This window comes from Pseudomonas sp. GW456-12-10-14-LB2, from assembly GCF_002884345.1.
Taxonomy (GTDB): Bacteria; Pseudomonadota; Gammaproteobacteria; order Pseudomonadales; family Pseudomonadaceae; genus Aquipseudomonas; species Aquipseudomonas paraglycinae.
Genome location: NZ_POHV01000005.1, coordinates 155473 through 173942, shown reverse-complemented (window position 1 = coordinate 173942; position 18470 = coordinate 155473). Strand labels below are relative to the sequence as shown.

The window sequence follows — 18470 nt, the reverse complement described above, 5'->3', positions numbered from 1 at the left end:
CGTCGAGCTTTCGACGATCGGGGCTGACAGCGCCTCAGCGGGTTGAGGTGTCCATCAGATAACCTGAAGTGCCAGGCTGCTCATCGTCGAGCCCGACCGTCACCGGTTCGCCGGTTTCCAGGCGCGACAGGGCAATCAGTTGCTGATTGCGCTCGATACCACGCTCGATCTCGAGCGCCTGTACCGCCTCTTGGTATGCCGTGCTGGTCACGCCCTCATATTCGTCCTCAAGTCGTTGCAGCTTTTCATCCGCGCTGCGCTTGAGCGCACCGAGTTCATCCGGGTACTTCTCGGTCAGGTACTGCACCCAGTAATCGCGGCTGATCAGTTCTTCATAGAACCGCTCGCCTTTTTCGGCTTTCACCACCGCCTCACGCGCGGTCACCAGCTCCTCGCCCCTGATCGGCCGGGCAAATCGCATGTGGCTGGGTTGCCCCGGCAGTTGCAGACCGTCCTCCCAGCCTGAAGTCAGACCGATCCGGTATTGCAGTCGCACTTCCGCCGGATCGGCGTGACGGCCCATGCTGCGTGCGGCCAGTTTTTCCACCTCGCCCAGGCGGAACAGCTGCCGCGACAAGTCGAGCAAGACGCGCCCCTTCGCCGCGAGGCCGGGCTGCAAGTGTCGCAAGGCGTTGTACTCGAAGACCTTGACCTCGATTTCACTGAGCGCCAGGGTGCGGCCATCAACACAGGTGGTGTGGGTGGTCGCCATCGAAAACAGCGTGTCGCGCAGCTCCTGACTGCCATCCGCCGCCTCGACAACTTCCCACACGCGCCGGGTCAGGTCGGCGCGAAATACCCGAAACTCTTCGGTATCCGGCATCCGCGACAACAGATGGAAGAACGCCCCGTTGTCAGGCTCGGCAGCCAACCGCTGCCACATGGCCCGATATCGTGCGGCGTCCTCTTGCGGGATGTTTTCAATCCAGGGCGCGGCTTGTTGTTCGAGGATGCTTTCAGCGAGTGTCGGGACCACTTCATCCGGTTCTGCATCACTCTCTGTACCCGCGCCTTCGTCGTCGCTTTCGGTCGTACTTTCCATGTCATCGATCATCCGGTCGATATCGGCATACGTCATACCCAACACATCGCGACGCCCATGGGCATCGGCGTACTCACGCAGGCGCATCAGGCTTTGCTGCGATATCTCGTAGTTCTCCGACAGATTGCTGCCGGCGAGCAACATGGCATGGTCGCGGTCGTACAACTCGACAGGAATCGACGAGATCTCGTTGTTGCTCAGGTCGATCACTCGCAGACGGGGCGCTTGCAGCACGCCTTCCGGCCATGCCGTGAGCAGGTTGTCACGCAGGTCCAGCCGCTCCAGTCGCTCGAGACGAGTGACGCTGAATGTGCGCAGGCCGTTATGGCTCAGGTCCAGCCACTGCAACTGCGACAGCCCCTCGAGCGCTTGATCCAGCGCTGCGGAATCCGCGAGGCCGGTGAGTGACAGTTCCAGTCGTTCCAGCTGACGCATTTGCCCGACAGGCTCAGGGATTGCCGGCAAGTGGTTGCCGCTGAGGTTGAGCTTTCGCACCTGCGTGAATGCCCTGAGGAAAGCACTGGAGCCATCGGTGGAAAGCTTGACCCCCGCCAGATTCAGGGTGCTCACCGCAGGAAACGCCTCTGACAGTTCGGGCAGATTGCCGACTTGCAGACCGTCGAGGTTCAGCTCTCGATCAGTCACGCCATTCCAGTCAATCGTACCTTCACGCCAGCATTCGATGATCCGCTGCGCCGCAAGTTGGCGGGTGCGCGATGACACGACCCAATCCATGCCGCGGGTTTCATGGGTGAACAGCCAATCGTTCAGACGCCGGGTCAGCGACTCGAATGTCTGCTCCCATGCGTCGATTCGCGCACCGATCTGCACCTCGGTCAACCCGGCGCCCTGCATCCGTACTATCGCCTGCTGCGCCTGCGCGCTGTCGTACTGCGGACGCAAACGCCGGACGCGAGCAGCCCACCCGGCCGCCCCCTCGCCCGTTGCCGTGAGCGGAGGCAGCGGCAGCAACCGCCGGGCGATCACCGAGCCGCTTTCCGCAGGCGGCGTGCGATGGCGCGGTTCTTCCAGGGCAAAGCGCTGAAGCGATCCAGGCATCAGACCTCTGGCCTCTTCGATGCGCTGGCGCGCACTGCCCAGCGACACTTTGGCCTGCTCGGTAAGCGGTGTGCCAACCAGGCTGGTATCAAGCAACAACGCATCACGCGCCAGCAACGCCTCCGGCAGCGCGGTCAACTGACTGTCGCTGAGATCCAGCCAGGTCAGCTCCGGCAGAGACTCCGCACCGACCGGCCATTCGCGCAGGGTCGTCGCGCTAAGGTCCAGTGCCATCAGGCGATTCATCCCGCGCACATCGATGCTGTTCAGCGGGTTGTCATGCAGGTTCAGGGTTTCGAGTGCCGGCAGATCGCTTGAGTCCAGCGGCAGTTCGGTCAAGCCACAATGGCTCAGGTCGAGGTTATCGACCCCGCGAAACGTGCGGATAAAACCGCGCAACTGTTCGACCGGGGCCTGCAACCCGGCCAGATTCAGACTTCTGACATGAGCGAACCCCTCAGGCGACAGGGCCGGCAGACTGTCCACCGGCGAGCCGAGAATATCCAGCACCGAGGCATCATTGGGCAGGCTGACATACAGGTTGTAAAACAGGCTCTCGGTGCGCGCGCCATAACGCTGGAACAACCCGCTGCGCCAGCTGGTCTTCAGCGCCTCGGCCACTGCCGAACGTACTGCACCGCCGTTGAGGACCGTCGGCTCGGAACCGACCCACTCCTGAAGCCGGTTGAGTTCGCTGAACTGCTCGCTCAGGGATTCGATCGCGGCGAAGCGGCTGCCGATGTCTGGCCATTGCGCCTTGAACCCCGTACTCAGGACATCGAAAAGGCTCGGCTCCATGCCGACAAAACGCTTGAGCTCACCGCGGCAGTAATCCGCGACCATTTCGTCCAGATCGATCAAATGCCGGGGCTGGCTGCGGATAAATTCGTAGATCGGCTTGAACACCCGACGCGGGAATTTCGACCAGTCCAGCGACAGGCCGGACAACAGCCGCTGATGGCCTTCATAGATTTCCATCGGCAGGCTATTGATCGCGGTTGATCGCAAATTCAGGCGTTCCAGTCGTGGCAAGTCCAGAACACCGCGCGGCCACTGGTGCATTTGCGGGCTGCCGATTTCGAGCCTGCGCAATTGGCGCATGCCGCCGACGTCGAGCGTCATGGGCACCACCGGGTTCATGCCTCCAGAGGAACAGTGCAGCTCCAGCTCTTCAAGCCGGTTCAGTTCCCGAAGCCGTGTCGCCACTTGCCCGGTAATCGGTGTGGAAAGTTTCAGGCGGGTCATGTGCCGCAACGTCCTCAACGTCGCGAGCACTTTGTCGAACTCCGCAACACTGGCGGTCAATGTCAGTTTTTCGACATTGGGAAATGCCGCAAGCGTGTCGCCCACGACCGGAACGCGCAACATCAGTTCGCGCACATGGGAAAAGTCCGCCGCCAACGAAGGCAGCGACGCGTCACTGATCAGCGTCAGGCGGGCCGCTTGCGGATCGTGTCCGGCCAACGGTGCATTGCGCCAACAGTCCTTGATGTTTTGCACCACACTGACGAACTCGTCCCGGGAAGCGCGCAAACGCAAATTCTGCGACATCAACCATTGATCGAGCGTTGTTTCCAGACTCCGCCACTCGCTCAATCGATTATTGAGCAAGTGAAAGATCTGCTGGTCATTCTTGCCCAGACGCCATTGTTCAAGGATGAAACCGCGTGCCTGAACATCGGTAAGATCCGGGTAGACATTCTGGACGTGACCGGTCAACGACGGATCCGGCCCCGGCCCATCGCCACTCGCGCGATAGCCAAGCAGTCGGGAGGCAATACGCTGCGGCGGCTTGAACCATGGTTTTTCTGCGGCGCCTGCACGCAGAAGCCAGGCCGACTGACTGCGCTCGGCAAGCGCTCGTTCAGCGATCGCACCTTGCAGCTCGACGCTCTGTCCGACATGCGGCAGCCCCAGCGCCTGCCGTGCCGGATCGGGCAAGGCATGCATCAACGAGCTGAAAAAGTTATCCCCCCTGTGGGGAATGCCATTGAGCGGCTCGCCACGCTCGTTGGCGGCTTGAAAGGCATCGGCGTACTTGACCAGATACTTGTGCGCAGAGGCCGTTTCGCTGCCGATGGCATCCAGCAGCGGGCCGCTGATACTGCCTTCGCGGAGTTCCAGACGCACGTCATCCGACCAGCCCGGCAGCCGACCCAATGTCTGCAACGCGAGATGACGGCTGTCGGGCGAGGCCATGGTCTCACTGCGCAACCCGGCCAGCGCCCGGGTAAGGCGTCCTTGCTGGCCATACCAGCGACCGAGCTCCTGCAAATGCGAAGGGACCTTCGCAGTGCCGTCCAATCGGGCCAGTTCCTCGGCGTTGGCCTCGCCCAACGCAGCTGTTGCGGCCCGCCCGGTCAGCCCGGGGACGACTCGTTGCAGCTTTGCCGCCCGGGGCTCGACTGGCTCGGTTGCCTTGAGAAGACTGTCGAACAACGCAGGCTGGTGCGCGCTGGCGTAGTCGGCAATCTGCCTGGAGAACTCCTGGGCCCTTGATGCGCGAACGCGCGCGGGCTCGCCACCCAACAGACGCACCGTCTCCGCCTCATCCAGTGCCGCGAGTACCCGGGTCGGTAGCTCACCGTTCAGCACCTCGGCCCGGCTGATCCGGATCGGCACCTTGCCGCCGCGCTTCGTCCCGTAACCGAGTGCACGTCCCGAGAGATCAGGGCTGTCGTAAATCTGCAGCCTGCGCCCGAACGGCCAGCGCGGCATGTCGGGAAGCAGCGGCATCAGATGCATGAAGCGACTGTCGACCACCCGTGTTCCTGCTGCCTGTTCGACGATCGATCCAGCATCGCGCTCGGCGTTGAACAGTTGCATGGCATCGGCCAGTTCCGGCGGCGGCAAGGCGTTGTCCAGGTGCATCTTGCGCAAGGCGTTGTCGCTGACGCCGGCCACATCGGCCATCGTCAATAATTGCTCGTCAGCAAACGGGTCAGTGCTGTGGCCGATACGCCGCAACAACGTCAACCGGTCCCAGTCCTGCGGGCGTTCCAGGGTATGCCGCCATGCACCGGCGCCGTTATGCGTCAGGGGCGGCTGATAGGCCTGCGAATCGCTCGGATGCTGGATGCGCCAGGCTTTGAGCGACTCGTCGTAAGTCTGCTGGTAAGTCTTGCCGTCAAAGCGGATGCAGATTTTTCCTCCCGACTCGTACTGCCCCAGCGCATTCGGTCCAACGTTCGCGTCCAGTGTGACCGGACTCTCGTAGCCACTCAGATCAGGCTTCCACAAGCGGGCCGTGCCGTCGGGCATTTCCACCTGATGCAGGTTCTCGATGACCGGTGTCGATCGGGCGGCGGTCAGCCGGGCGAGCCCTTTGCCGGCACCCGCCATCAAGGCAATCAACGCCAGGTTCTGCGCGACATCGATCAGATGCGCCTTGGCGGCCTTGCGATCACCCTCGCTCCACTCGATGGCGCCTTCAAGGGTTTCTTCGAGCAGTTGCCCGGCCATCACCACCATCATCACTTCACCCAAAACCGGCACGAACATCGAGACGCCCATCAGCACCAGCATGCCGATGTTCAACAATCCGGCGAATTTTTCCGAACGCACTTTGGCATCGACATCCGCCGTCGGCACTGCATGGCTGCGGGCATCGTCCATCATCCGGTCGCGATGCCGGTGATAAAGGTAATCCCACAAGTCAACGTTCTGCGCCCAGATGCCATGGCCTTTGCGCGGCAGGCCGACCGGGTTCAGATAGGGATCGGTGTTCGGCACCTGCTCGATCGACGGCGCAGGCGGCAGTTCGTGAATACCGGTCAGGGCGGCGTTGAATGGATTGACCGCTTTGTAAAACTCATTGAGCAGCGCTTCATAGGGCGCCAGCCTTTGGGCGAGCGTACGGTTCGGCGGGTCGTCAGTGAACTGGCCGAAGTAACGCGAGCGGTCGGCATACGCGACGAACTGGCTGAAAAACCGTTGGTAGCCGTTGGGTTCCGCTGGATGAGCCTGAGTAGCATCGGGTGCGGTGAACCGCCGCTTGAACATCGCGGCCATCTCCCCGCCCCTGTAGCGCTTGAGCGGGTGATAGGGATCGCCCGGGATATACAGAATCGAATCGTCGCTGTAACGGTACTTCTCACAGATCGTGAACATGACGCAGCCAGTCATGCGCCGGCCCATCAGGCTCAGATCGCGAAACCATATCTGCCGATCGCCCTGAACCGGTGCCAGCTCACCGTCGAGGATTGAACGAATCGAGGCGTAGTCTTCACGCCCGATATCACCTTTGACCAATGCCAGTTCGGCAGCCGCACGCAATGCGGTTTTATGGGCGTCGATGAATTTATCGCGCAGCACGTGCTCGGCCACCGCGTCCCTGGGGTGCAGGAAATCCTTGAGGTAAGCCTGGTATTTCGCCCCGATATCCAGCGAGCGGCACAGGCCGGTGAACTGCTCGACCGTCAGGGAAGTGCTCAACGGCGCAAGGGTGCCGGGTTCCAGGCTTTCACTGCGAAATCCCGATGATTCATGAAAAGCCCCGCTTTTGCATTCGCGGGCTTCGAAGTTGTGCAGCGCCGCCTGTAGCAGAGGCAGTTTCAATACCTCAAAGTAATCGATGTCGATGGCGAAGATGCCCATCTCCACCGGTTTATTCAGCACCAGCCAGGTCTTGCTGACATCCAGCGTCACGTTGAAGCGGTCCTTGAGGGCCCTGGTCAACAACGGCGCGGCGAAGCTGTCGATGTCCTGGAAGGTTGACATGACGTTGTCCAGGCGGGTCTGGGCGGCGAGGCTGGCGGTCACGGCATCGCCCACGGCTTTGCGTTGATCGCGCGACGCGCGCCTGTACCAGTCCGGTGTGGCGGCAATGGCATTTTTCAGCGCGTCCTGCTGTCGAACCGGTGCGTTGACCAACCAGTCCGGGCTGGCCTTGTGCAGGAAATCGGCGTGCAGACTTTGCGTCGCGAGCGGCCCCGGCGAGGAGGTAACGTTATCGGTTGAAGAGAGGGAGACAGGGATTTCGGGCATGGTTTCACTCCTTGAAATGGAGCGAAAGCAGACCATGGCGAGACTCAACGGCGGCGGTATATAGGTATCGCGGCACGGCGTCTTGTCAGCGGAGATTTCAGGCCCGAGCGGCACTTTCATTCCCGCCCAAAGGGGCTAATATTCGAACGCCCCGACTTGAATTTCCAGGAACCCGGACATGCGTTTATCCGAATTTATCCGGCAACACGCGGATCACATCGTCGAGGAGTGGGAACAGTTCGCCAGGACCATCACCCCGGCGGCCGAGACCATGGACAGAACGGCGCTGCGCGATCATGCCAGAGAGATTCTGCTGGCCGCCGCCCGCGACATGGACACCGCACAGACCGCCAGCGAGCAGATTGCCAAAGCCAAAGGCGAAGGCCCGGAGAAAACCCCGAGCCTGGACGAGGCCGGTGCCAGCCACGGAGAGTTGCGCCATACAGTGGGTTTCGACCTGGTGCAGATGACGTCCGAATTCCGTCATTTGCGTGCCTGTGTGATCCGCCTCTGGGTCAACAGTCTGGAATCACCGGACATCGCGTACTTCCAGGACATGATCCGTTTCAACGAAGCCGTTGATGAAGCCCTGGCCGAATCGACGGCCGCTTACGCCGAACAGGTTGCTCATTCACGGGATATCTTTCTCGCCATCCTCGGCCATGACCTGCGCGCACCGTTGCAAGCGGTCAGCATGTCCACCGAGTTGCTGATGCGCAAAACGGCGCTGGAAGGCGATGCGCTGACCTGCGCGCTGAACATCAGACAGGGTGCGCGGCATATGGCGGCGATGGTCAGCGACCTGCTGGAACTGGTGCGCAGCCGCCTGGGCAAGAGCCTGCCGATCGAACCGGCACCGATGGACCTGGCCGACGCGGCGCGCGCCGCCATCGCCGAAGCCTGCGCCGGCAATCCGGAAAGTGATCCGACACTGAAAACCGAGGGTGACACCCGTGGCAACTGGGATGCCGGACGGATCGATCAACTGCTGCAGAATCTGATCGGCAATGCCTTGCAGCATGGGTCTGATCCGCGCGAAGTGATCGTGACGTTGAAGGGAGAAGCCGGGCACGTGCTTCTGACCGTGCACAACTGCGGCAACCCCATTCCCGCAGAAGCCATCGGTACGATTTTCGATCCATTGGTGCGCAGTGCCGACGAAGAACTCGGCCAGCCGTCGACCAGCCTCGGTCTGGGCCTGTTCATCATCAAGGAAGTGGTGACCGCCCACGGCGGGACGATCGAAGTCAGTTCAAGCGAAGCCGACGGAACGCTGTTCAGCGTGACGCTGCCCAGACAGGTTTGAAGCGCTACTCGACCACCAGCCGCGCCAGACGCTGACGGAGCATGCGGTTCTCGGATCGCAACTCCTGCACTTCTTCCAGCAGGTCCAGCGCCAGGGCGACGCCTTCCCATTCCAGGTCAAGGTCGCGCCGCAGCTTGGCGGCGCGTTTGGCCAGGGCCAGTTCGTAGTCGGTGAAGCGCCATTCCCGGGGCTGCGTGCCCTGAGGTTCGAGGATGCCGTGCTCGACGATTTCGATCACGTAGACGTCCGACAGGTCGGCCGCCTCACAGAATTCTGCCATGTCCAGTTGAACGATCAGGGGGCTGCTCATGATGGGCTACTCCGTCGTCAGTATCAGAAGTTCTCTCGCGGATTGAAGGCGGCCTTCTTCGCCAGTTCCTGCCACAGCGCCTTGACGTCATCGCCGTTGGCTTTGGGCATCACGGCCTTGAGCTGGACGAACAGATAACCGCGCTCGCCGGCCTTGTTCTGCAGGCCGTGGCCCTTGGCTCGCATGCGCTGGCCATTCTGGCTGCCGGCCGGGACCTTGAGGTTGATCTTGCCGGTCAGGGTCGGCACGGCCACTTCGGCGCCCAGCGCCAGCTCCCAGGGAGCAAGCGGCAAGGTGATGATCAGGTTTTCGCCTTCGACGTCGAATTTCGGGTGCGGCGCGAAACGGATGGTCAGGTACAGATCACCATTGGCGCCGCCACCAATGCCCGGTGCGCCCTGACCCTTGAGGCGGATGCGCTCGCCGTCGGCCACGCCGGCCGGGATCTTCACGTTCAGGCTCTTGCTGGTGTTGCTGACGTGCTGGCCCGAACCGTTGTATTGCGGCACCTGAAAGCTGATCTTTTTCGATTCGTTCGAAAGCGTCTCTTCCAGAAAGATCGGCAGTTCCAGTTCCACGTCTTGCCCTCGCCGTCCGGCGCTGCGGGATTGCCGGCCAGCGCCGCCACCGAAACCGGGGCCGCGATTGCCGAAGATCGAACTGAAGAAGTCCGAAAAGTCACCGGTGTCCTGACCGCCACTGTTGCCAAAGCCGCCACGGCTCTGCCAGCCCGGCGGGCCCTGGAACGGCTGACCGTGCTGGCCGTAACGGCGCAGGTCATCGTATTCGGCGCGTTTGTCGGCACTTTTCAGCGCTTCATAGGCTTCCGAGGCGTCCTTGAACTTGGCCTCGGCGTCCTTTTCCTTGCTGACATCGGGGTGGTATTTGCGCGCCAGCTTGCGATAGGCAGCCTTGATTGCCTTGTCGTCAGCCGTCGGCTCCACGCCGAGTATCTTGTAATAGTCTTTGAAGTCCATCGAAGGAATCACCATCCGTTATCGATTTCGCGCCGATCCCAGCATGCGCCTATTCGCGCGTGCCGGGTTGACCGATCTCAAGTTTGTGACCGGGTGGCGCAGCAGAAGTTTATCGGCAGTGGACGGCGGTTCTTGCGACCGCCGGTATTTCTGCCGACCCATGCCAGCAAGTTTGGGGCAAAGCGCCGAGTTTCAAGCAAGCTTAGTCGTGAAATAGCAGATGACCGGCCTTCGAATCTGTCGCGCACTGACATACACTGCGCGGCCGTTTTTTTGACCGGAACCGAAAGACCATGAAAGACGCCTCTCCAGCCCGTGCCTGCGGCATCGACTTCGGCACGTCCAACTCCACCGTCGGCTGGCTGCGCCCCGGCATGGAAACGATGATCGCGCTGGAAGACGACAAGATCACCCTGCCATCGGTGGTCTTTTTCAATATCGAAGAGCGCCGTCCGGTATACGGCCGTCTGGCGCTGCACGAGTACCTGGAAGGCTACGAAGGCCGGCTGATGCGCTCGCTCAAAAGTCTTCTCGGTTCCAAGCTGATCAAGCACGACACCAGCGTTCTCGGCACCGCGATGCCGTTCAAGGACTTGCTCGGGCTGTTCATCGGCCAGCTCAAGAGCCGCGCGGAAACTGCCGCCGGTCGGGAGTTCGAGCAGGTTGTACTGGGCCGCCCGGTGTTCTTCGTCGACGACGATCCGCTGGCCGACCAGGAAGCCGAAGACACCCTGGTGGAAGTGGCGCGCAAACTCGGTTTCAAGGACGTGTCGTTCCAGTACGAGCCGATTGCCGCAGCCTTCGACTACGAGTCGACCATCGAAAAGGAAGAACTGGTGCTGATCGTCGACATCGGCGGCGGTACGTCAGACTTCTCGCTGGTGCGCCTGTCGCCCGAGCGTCGTGGTGTGGATAACCGTCACGACGACATCCTCGCCACCGGCGGCGTGCACATCGGCGGGACCGACTTCGACAAACAATTGAGCCTGCAAGGCCTGATGCCGCTGTTCGGCTACGGCAGCCGCATGAAAAGCGGCGCGTTCATGCCGACCAGTCACCACATGAACCTGGCGACCTGGCATACCATCAACTCGGTGTACTCGCAGAAATCGACCCTGGCCCTGGGCAGCATGCGCTACGACATCGAAGACACCGGCGGCATCGACCGTCTGTTCAAGCTGATCGAACAGCGCGCCGGGCATTGGCTGGCGATGGAAGTGGAAGAAACCAAGATTCAGCTGACCCACAACGACAGCCGCCATGTGCCGCTGGATCGCATCGAGCCGGGCCTGAGCGTGGAACTGACCCGGGCGTTGTTCGAGTCGGCGATCGAGTCGCAGCTGGAGCGCATGCGCGGCAGCGTCACCCAGTTGCTGGCGGACGCCAATGTGGCGGTGGGTCAGGTTGATACGGTGTTCTTTACCGGTGGCTCGAGCGGCATTCCGGCACTGCGCAACAGCGTCTCGGCGATGCTGCCGAACGCGCGGCATGTGGAAGGCAATATCTTCGGCAGCATCGGCAGCGGCCTGGCGATTGAAGCCATGAAGCGCTACGGCGTTTAACGCCAGCCTCAAGTTGCAAGCTTCAAGCTACAAGTAAAAGCAAAGGCAAGAGCGACCACCGCTCTTGCCTTTTTCTTGCGGCTTGCAGCTCAAAACTCGCAGCTGCTTTTAAACCATCCCGCCCAGCTTCAGCTCACTCTTCAGATACGCGTAATAAATCGGCCCCGCCACTACCCCCGGCAAGCCGAACGCGGCCTCGAACACCAGCATTGCCAGCAGCAACTCCCAGGACTTGGCACTGATCTGCCCGCCGACGATGCGCGCGTTGAGAAAGTATTCGAGCTTGTGGATAAAGATCAGGTACCCAAGCGCCGCAATGGCCACCCAGATCGACAGCGACAGGCCGACGATGGTGATCAGCGTGTTCGACATCAGATTGCCGATCACCGGCAGCAGACCGAGCAGGAAGGTCAGCACGATCAGGGTCTTGGTCAGCGGCAGCTTGATCCCGAACATCGGCAGGATCACCGCCAGGAAGATCCCGGTGAAGAAGGTGTTGAGCAGAGAAATCTTGATCTGCGCGAACACGATGTTGCGAAACGCCTGAACCAGCAAGTGCAGACGGTCGAACAGTGCGGCCGCCAACGGCTTGCGCTTGGTGACGTCCGGCACGCGCTGCAAGGCGATGATCGCGCCCAGCACCATGCCGATCAGCAGCGTCACGAACATGTGCGCCGCGTCCTTGCCCACCAGTTGCAGGTCGGACAAATGCTTGCTCGCCCATTCACCGATGGCCACCCGGAATTCGGCGGCACTGGCCGGCAGGTAACTGTCGAGAAACGGCGGGAGCTGCCCACGCGCGCGGTCGACCACACCCATGAATTTATCGAGGGAAGCGCCGGGGTTTTCCGCCTCGTGCAACAGGAAACTGATGGCCCCGGCAAAGATCAACGCCAGCACACTCACCACCAGCGTGCCCAGCAGCGCCACCGCCAGCCACCGCGCACGGCGACCTTCGATCAGCCGTTGCAGTTGCGGGGTGAGCATGTTGACCAGTTCGAATACCAGCAGCCCGGCGAGCAGACTGGGCAGCAAACGCAATGGCAACACCAGCAACAGACCGCCGAAAATGATGATGCAACTGACCCAGAACACTACATGACGCTCAGAAAACGTTGGCATACAGCCTCAAAACGAACGGCGTAAAAGGATTGGCAGTCTGCCAGCGATCCTTGGGGAGCACTAGGGATATGCGGTGTTTGTAGGTTTGGGGCTCGGCTTGAGAACCACCCCTCACCCTAGCCCTCTCCCGGAGGGAGAGGGCACTGATTGCGGGATGCTCGGGTGATCCGGCGACCTGAAAGCTCTGTATCGAATCCATAATCGACCGGATGTTTCAGGTCGAAGAATGCCTGGAAACAACGCGGTCAGTCCCCTCTCCCTCTGGGAGAGGGCCTGGATCCCAAGCCGGACACATCTGCCAGTCACCACTCAAACCCGCTTTATTTTTTCTTCAGGCAATCACTCATGAAGGTCTTGCGCGCATCACCCGTCAGCGCCTTGGTGGCCGCATCGGCGTTGCAGGTTTTCATTTTCTGTTGCTGCGGGGTCAGGGCCTTGGCGTCGTTTGCTGCCGGGGTTGCCTTGAGGCAGGTGCTCATGAAGGCTTTGCGCTCGTCGCCCTTGAGGCTCTTGGCCGTGGCGTCGGCGTTGCAGGTGGTCATTTTGTTCTGTTGCGCCGTGGCGGCGAAACCCTGGGAGCACAGCAGCAGACCGATCATCAACAAAGGGACACGCAGCATCTTCATGGAGTTTTCTCCTTGGCGCCGCCTCGATGGAGGCGGCCTCCGGCTGAGTGTAGTCAAAGCTTGTTACACCTTCCTGCCCTCAAGATGGCTGCGCCGGTATTGTTCGGGGGTACATCCGGCCTGCCGGGCAAACATGGCGATGAAGGCCGAGCCGCTGCTGTAGCCGAGATCGAAAGCGATTTCCTGCACGCTGCGCGCCGACTCCAGCGCCTCGATGGCCGCGAGATAGCGCAGCCGCTGGCGCCATTCGCCAAAACTCATCCCCAATTCCCGCACGAATTGCCGGGCCAGAGTGCGCTCGCTGACATGCACTTGCGCCGCCCAGTGCGCCAGCGGCTGATTGTTGCCGGGCTCGGCCTGCAGGGTTTCGAGAATGGTCAGCAATCCGGGGCTGCTGGCGTAAGGTAAATAGCATTGGTGAACCGGCGCCTGGCGCAATTGATCCACCAGCACCTGGGCCAGGCGCTGGTCGGCTTCGAACGCCGGGATCTTCACATCACGGGCGGCGAAGTCCTTGAGGATCGCCTTGAGAATGTCGCTGATCGCCAGAGTGCAGGCCTGCGTCGGCAAATCGGAACAGACATCCGGCGCCAGACACACAGCCCGATAGTTGACCGGCTGATGACTGTAGAAACTGTGCTCGACCTGCGGCGGCACCCACACCGCGTATTGCGGCGGCGACATGAAGCGACTGCCGTCGACATCCATGTGCAGCACGCCGTGTGCCGCGTATTCCAGTGTGCCCCACGGATGGCGATGCGGCGCGGCGTATTCGTGAGCGTTGAAGTCGGCATAGCGGAAATACACCGCTGACGGCAGTTCGCTGAAATCCAGAAGATCGATGTGTTTACTGTTCATGCTGTCCGGAATCAGGGGCGGGTTGTCCGGTTCGCAGTATAGGCCTGCATCCAGACAAGGGATAATCACCGTTCATCAACGTACTGGTTTCTCCTCCCATGCAATACGCGTTTCCCCTGCTGGCGATTTTCATCTGGGCCGGCAACACCGTGATCAACAAGCTCGCGGTCGGTGCGATCTTCCCCGCCGAGATCGGCTTCTACCGCTGGCTGCTCGCCGGCCTGCTGTTCACGCCGTTCATGCTCAAAAAGGTGATCGCGCACTGGCCGCAGATCCGCCCGAACCTGGGCAAGATCTTCATCCTCGGCGTGCTCGGCATGGCGGTCTATCAGAGCCTGGCCTACTTCGCTGCGACCATGACCAGCGCCACGAACATGGGCATCATCCTGTCGTTGATGCCATTGATGTCGCTGGCCATGGCGATCATCAGCCTCGGCCAGCGCCTGACCGCCGGCGCACTGGTCGGAGCCGTACTTTCATTCGCGGGTGTATTGGTGGTGGTGTCCTCCGGCAGCCTCGGCGCACTGCTGCAACACGGGGTGAACCTGGGTGACGCGATGATGTTGATTGCCACCCTCGCCTACGCGATCTACAGCACCCTGCTGAAAAAATGGCAGCTGCGCCTGCCGCCATTGGTGTTGCTGTACTTGCAGGTGCTGGTGGCGGTGGTGGTGTTGTTTCCGCTGTACGCGACTTCACCGAAAACCGGCCTGAACCTGCAGAACATTCCGCTGGTGCTGTACGCGTGCCTGCTGGCCTCGATGCTTGCGCCGCTGGCGTGGATGCAGGCCGTGCAGCGTCTGGGCCCGAGCCGGACCACGCTGTTCTTCAACCTGCTGCCGCTGATCACGGCGCTGATTGCCGCAGTGGTGCTGAAGGAACAACTGGCGATGTATCACCTGGTCGGTGGCTTGCTGACGCTGGGCGGGGTGATTCTTTCCGAGCGCTGGACCACCGCCCTCGGTCGCTCCCGCACCCCGAGCGCCGCCTAGACCCCGGCGGCTTTCAACCGCGCCGCATGCTCGACGAACAGCCGCACCGGATCCGCGCCTTTGCCAACCAGACCCAGCGACTGGTTGACGATGTCGAAGTGATCCATCGGGTAGTCATCGCCGATGACCGTGCCCAGGTGCGAGCTGTAGCGTCCGACCATGCCATCGCACTGCCCCGGCTCACGCACGAAGGTTTTGGCGAACAACCGGCAATTGCGGTTGGTGCCATCGAACAGGTTGCCACCGCGATCAGTCTTACCCGGCTGCAAGGTGCCGGACCACGAGTAATACCGCACGCCGTTGACCTCTTCCGGCCCCTGCCCGCCCCAGGTTTGCGGCAGGCCCTGTGGATAACGCTGGTTGAACAGCGCCACGCCTTCGGTGGTCAGGGAATGGTGCGAGGCGTGGATATCCACCGGCAGTTTCGGCCCGTGGTAGCCGGTCTCCAGCAGCGCCATCAGCCAGCCGACAAAACGCAACAGCGCCTCGAGGATTCGGCCCTTGGCGCTGTCCGCCGGATAGTGTTTCGCCAGATAGTCGGCCAGTTCCGAACCGTGATTGGGCCCGGCAACCGACGTCACCGACGCCACCAGATCCGGTCGCTTGGCCGCCGCGTAACGTGCCGTCAGCGAACCCTGGCTATGGCCGAACAGATTGACCTTGACCGCGCCGGTCTCACGAAGGATTTCATCGATGCGCGTCAGCAACTGCTCGCCGCGCACCTCGGTGGAATTGAGCGGCGACACCTGCACCGCAATCACCGTTGCACCACCCCGGCGCAACGCCTTGATGATTCCGTACCAGTACGGGTACAGCACCAGACGGATGAAACCGAGCATTCCCGGCACCAGCACCAGTGGATAACGTGTGGCCGAATCTTGCGACATGGGCAAACATCCTTGTGGTCGGTGAGTGGATGCAGGGCGTGCAAAACGCCCGCCAAGCATCCGCCTCGATGATGACAACTCCACGACCAGCCTACTTCAGCCCCACCACCCCCGCCACAATCAGCCCCACGGACAGCAACTTCACCAGCGTCAGGCTCTCGCCCAGCAGGGCGAATCCGAGAAACACCGTGCCAAGCGAACCGATGGCGGTCCAGATCGGGTAGGCGATGCTCACCGGCAACTCGCGCATCGCCAAGGTCAGGAAGTACACCCCGCCCACCGCCGCGACCACGGTAATCAGCGACGGCCAGAGCCGGGTGAAACCCTCGGCGTACTTCATGCCCATGGCGAAGGTGACCTCGAACCCCGCTGCGATCAGCAGAAACAGCCAGGCCACCTAGAGCTCCCGGGCGAGGTCGAGCAAGCGCTGCTCGGCCTCGGCCACCGACACCGCGAAGGTGCGCTCGGCGGATTCCTCGCCCTCGGCGGCGACCACCGTGACATCGTTGATGCCGATGAAGCCAAGCGCGGTGCGCAACCAAGGGTCGGCGTGGTTAAGCGCCTCCAGCTCACCGCCCGGGCCGAAACCGAAACCGCCGCGACTGGTGACGATCAGCGCCTTTTTGCCGTGCAGCAGCGGCGTGTATTGGGCGATGCCGTTGTCCAGCGTATGGTCGAACGTCAGACCCAACCGCACGATCTGATCGACCCAGGCCTTGAGGCCGCTGGGCACGTTGAAGTTGTACATCGGCGTGGAAATCAGCAGCAGGTCGTGATCGAACAACTCGCCCACCAGTTGATCGCTGAGCGCCAGATCGGCCTGCATCGTCAGCGGCCTTGCCTCGGGCTCCGGGTAAAACGCCGCCGCGACAAACGCCTCGTTCACCGCCGGAATCAATGCCCGGCCGACTTCACGGCGAGTGACCTGAGCCTGTGGATGACGGACTTGCCAGGCGCTGAGAAAACTTTCCGCCAGACGCCGCGAATGGGAACGCTCACCGCGAGGACTGGCATGGATCACGAGAATCTTGCTCATCTGAATCTCCTTGGGACTAGACTTGAGTGACTGTGTGGCGCCAGATTGCGGGCATCACTTCATCACCTCAAATGAGCAAAAATCAGTCAGGATGAATTTATTTCATCCGTGGAGCTTTCATGTTCGCTGCCTTGCCCCTGACCGCCCTGCGTGCGTTCGAATCCGCCTCACGCCTGTTGAGTTTCAAGGCGGCCGCCGAAGAACTGGCGGTGACGCCCACGGCGATTTCCCATCAGATCCGTTCGCTGGAGGACTGGCTCGGCGTGGCGCTGTTCGAACGCCTACCGCGTCAGGTGCGCCTGACCGAGGGTGGCGAGCGGCTGTTCCGCAGCCTGCACGGCGCATTTCTGGAGGTGGCGCAAAGCGTCGACACCCTGCGCCCGCAACGCAGCGGCAGCAGCCTGACGCTGTCGACCACCGCCGCGTTCGCCGCGCTGTGGCTGGTGCCGCGACTGGGGCGGTTTTATGCGAAGCATCCGAACATCAATGTGCGGCTGGACACCCATTGCGAAGTCATCGACCTGCATCAGGACGCCAGCGTCGATCTGGTGCTGCGCTACAGCCTCGACGATTACCCGAACCTCTACGGGTTGTGCCTGTTCGATGAGTCGTTCGGCGTGTATGGCTCGCCGGAGCAGGTGGCGCTGGCCGCCCGCCGTACCCCGGCGCTGATCAGCGTGCGCTGGCACAACTCAAAGCTCTACGCCCACGGCTGGGAAGCCTGGTGCGCGCAGTCAGGCGAGAACTGGCTCAATCAGCAACCGGCCGTCCGCGAATACGACGAAGAGCACTACGCGCTGCAAGCAGCCATTGCCGGACAGGGGCTGGTGCTGGCGAGCAATATTCTGGTGTCGGAGAGCGTCGCCAGCGGTCTGCTGGTGCCGTACAAGGACGAAGTGCAGGTCGACGGCGCCGGTTACAGCGCGCTTTGTGTACCGGGCCGCGAGCGGCATCCGCCGGTAAAGGCGTTTTTTGCCTGGCTGCGCGAAGAGGCGCAGCTCTCCGGGCATGCCCCGCGCTGAATCCGACAAAACTTTTTGCCGCGTTCATCACTCACAACCAGGTAACGATCACGTCAGCAGAACGTGACGCCAATCGGATTAGCCTCCAGGAGACTGAAATGAGTGATCTGCAATTGTCTGATGTTCAAACCCTGCGCGAGCGCGCACGCCAGCACGTGGAAAACGGCGCAGTGACCGAAAGCTACAGCGCCAACCGTGAAGAAGTGCTGCGCCTGCTCAACGAATCGCTGGCCACCGAACTGGTCTGCGTCTTGCGCTACAAGCGCCACTACTTCATGGCCAACGGCCTGAAAGCCAACGTCGCCGCCGACGAGTTCCTCGAGCACGCCACTCAGGAAGCCGAACACGCCGACCGTCTCGCCGAGCGCATCGTGCAACTGGGCGGCGAGCCCGAGTTCAACCCTGACCTGCTGTCGAAGATGTCCCACGCGCAATACGTGGCCGGCAACACCTTGAAGGAAATGGTTTACGAAGACCTGGTGGCCGAGCGGATCGCCATCGACAGCTACCGCGAGATCATCCAGTACATCGGTGAAAAGGATCCGACCACGCGCCGGATCTTCGAAGACATCCTGGCTCAGGAGGAAGAGCATGCGGATGACATGGCGGATATTCTGAAAGACCTCTAATCCCCGCTCCCCCCGCTGACCGATCGTTCCCACGCTCCGCGTGGGAATGCATCCCG

General features: G+C 61.7%; 14 protein-coding genes. 5 read left to right on the top strand and 9 right to left on the bottom strand.

Annotation, left to right across the window (positions count from 1 at the left end):
• Window positions 1–34 precede the first annotated feature (34 nt).
• Window positions 35–7087 carry an NEL-type E3 ubiquitin ligase domain-containing protein gene (locus C1X29_RS05170; RefSeq protein WP_158247898.1) on the bottom strand — a complete coding sequence of 2351 codons (7053 nt, stop codon included), beginning with the start codon at window positions 7085–7087 and terminating at the stop codon, window positions 35–37.
• 178 nt (window positions 7088–7265) lie between these two features.
• On the opposite strand from C1X29_RS05170, the gene C1X29_RS05165 reads away from it, so the two are divergent.
• Window positions 7266–8393, top strand: a complete 1128-nt coding sequence (locus C1X29_RS05165) for a sensor histidine kinase (protein ID WP_085746537.1) — start codon at window positions 7266–7268, stop codon at window positions 8391–8393.
• A 4-nt stretch (window positions 8394–8397) separates the two neighbouring features.
• Here the strand turns inward: C1X29_RS05165 and C1X29_RS05160 are convergent, their stop codons facing one another.
• Both C1X29_RS05160 and C1X29_RS05155 read right to left on the bottom strand, forming a co-directional pair.
• Window positions 8398–8703 (bottom strand): chaperone modulator CbpM, encoded by a 306-nt coding sequence (locus C1X29_RS05160; RefSeq protein WP_085746536.1) that lies wholly within the window; start codon window positions 8701–8703, stop codon window positions 8398–8400.
• A 23-nt stretch (window positions 8704–8726) separates the two neighbouring features.
• Complete coding sequence (locus C1X29_RS05155) at window positions 8727–9680, bottom strand: DnaJ C-terminal domain-containing protein (RefSeq protein ID WP_102688381.1); 954 nt, start codon at window positions 9678–9680, stop codon at window positions 8727–8729.
• Between the two features lie 293 nt (window positions 9681–9973).
• Between C1X29_RS05155 and C1X29_RS05150 the strand changes: the two genes are divergently transcribed.
• On the top strand, window positions 9974–11242 hold the full coding sequence (locus C1X29_RS05150) for an Hsp70 family protein (protein ID WP_102716984.1): 1269 nt from the start codon (window positions 9974–9976) through the stop codon (window positions 11240–11242).
• Window positions 11243–11350: 108 nt separating this feature from the next.
• Here C1X29_RS05150 and C1X29_RS05145 read toward each other — a convergent pair whose 3' ends face one another.
• From C1X29_RS05145 to C1X29_RS05135, 3 genes are all read right to left on the bottom strand, one after another.
• Window positions 11351–12364 carry an AI-2E family transporter gene (locus tag C1X29_RS05145; protein WP_007950612.1) on the bottom strand — a complete coding sequence of 338 codons (1014 nt, stop codon included), beginning with the start codon at window positions 12362–12364 and terminating at the stop codon, window positions 11351–11353.
• Between the two features lie 320 nt (window positions 12365–12684).
• Window positions 12685–12990, bottom strand: coding sequence for a PsiF family protein (locus C1X29_RS05140; protein WP_085746533.1), 306 nt, complete (start codon window positions 12988–12990; stop codon window positions 12685–12687).
• 63 nt (window positions 12991–13053) lie between these two features.
• The gene (locus C1X29_RS05135; protein WP_085746532.1) at window positions 13054–13848 is read right to left on the bottom strand and encodes a helix-turn-helix transcriptional regulator; all 795 of its coding nucleotides are present in this window, start codon (window positions 13846–13848) and stop codon (window positions 13054–13056) included.
• Window positions 13849–13946: 98 nt separating this feature from the next.
• Between C1X29_RS05135 and C1X29_RS05130 the strand changes: the two genes are divergently transcribed.
• On the top strand, window positions 13947–14840 hold the full coding sequence (locus C1X29_RS05130) for a DMT family transporter (protein ID WP_102716983.1): 894 nt from the start codon (window positions 13947–13949) through the stop codon (window positions 14838–14840).
• Here the strand turns inward: C1X29_RS05130 and C1X29_RS05125 are convergent.
• From C1X29_RS05125 to C1X29_RS05115, 3 genes are all read right to left on the bottom strand, one after another.
• A complete protein-coding gene (locus C1X29_RS05125; protein ID WP_102716982.1) occupies window positions 14837–15727 on the bottom strand; it encodes a triacylglycerol lipase in 891 nt (296 codons plus the stop codon). The genes C1X29_RS05130 and C1X29_RS05125 overlap by 4 nt on opposite strands.
• Window positions 15728–15818: 91 nt before the next feature.
• Window positions 15819–16124: a multidrug efflux SMR transporter gene (locus C1X29_RS05120; protein ID WP_011332220.1), complete on the bottom strand. Its 306-nt coding sequence runs from the start codon at window positions 16122–16124 to the stop codon at window positions 15819–15821.
• A complete protein-coding gene (locus C1X29_RS05115; protein WP_102716981.1) occupies window positions 16125–16763 on the bottom strand; it encodes an FMN-dependent NADH-azoreductase in 639 nt (212 codons plus the stop codon). It abuts the gene before it with no gap.
• A gap of 119 nt (window positions 16764–16882) precedes the next feature.
• On the opposite strand from C1X29_RS05115, the gene C1X29_RS05110 reads away from it, so the two are divergent.
• Entirely contained in the window at window positions 16883–17785 is a 903-nt protein-coding gene (locus tag C1X29_RS05110) for a LysR substrate-binding domain-containing protein (RefSeq protein ID WP_102716980.1), read from the top strand.
• Window positions 17786–17883: 98 nt separating this feature from the next.
• A complete protein-coding gene (locus tag C1X29_RS05105) occupies window positions 17884–18414 on the top strand; it encodes a bacterioferritin (RefSeq protein ID WP_011332217.1) in 531 nt (176 codons plus the stop codon).
• Window positions 18415–18470 lie beyond the last annotated feature (56 nt).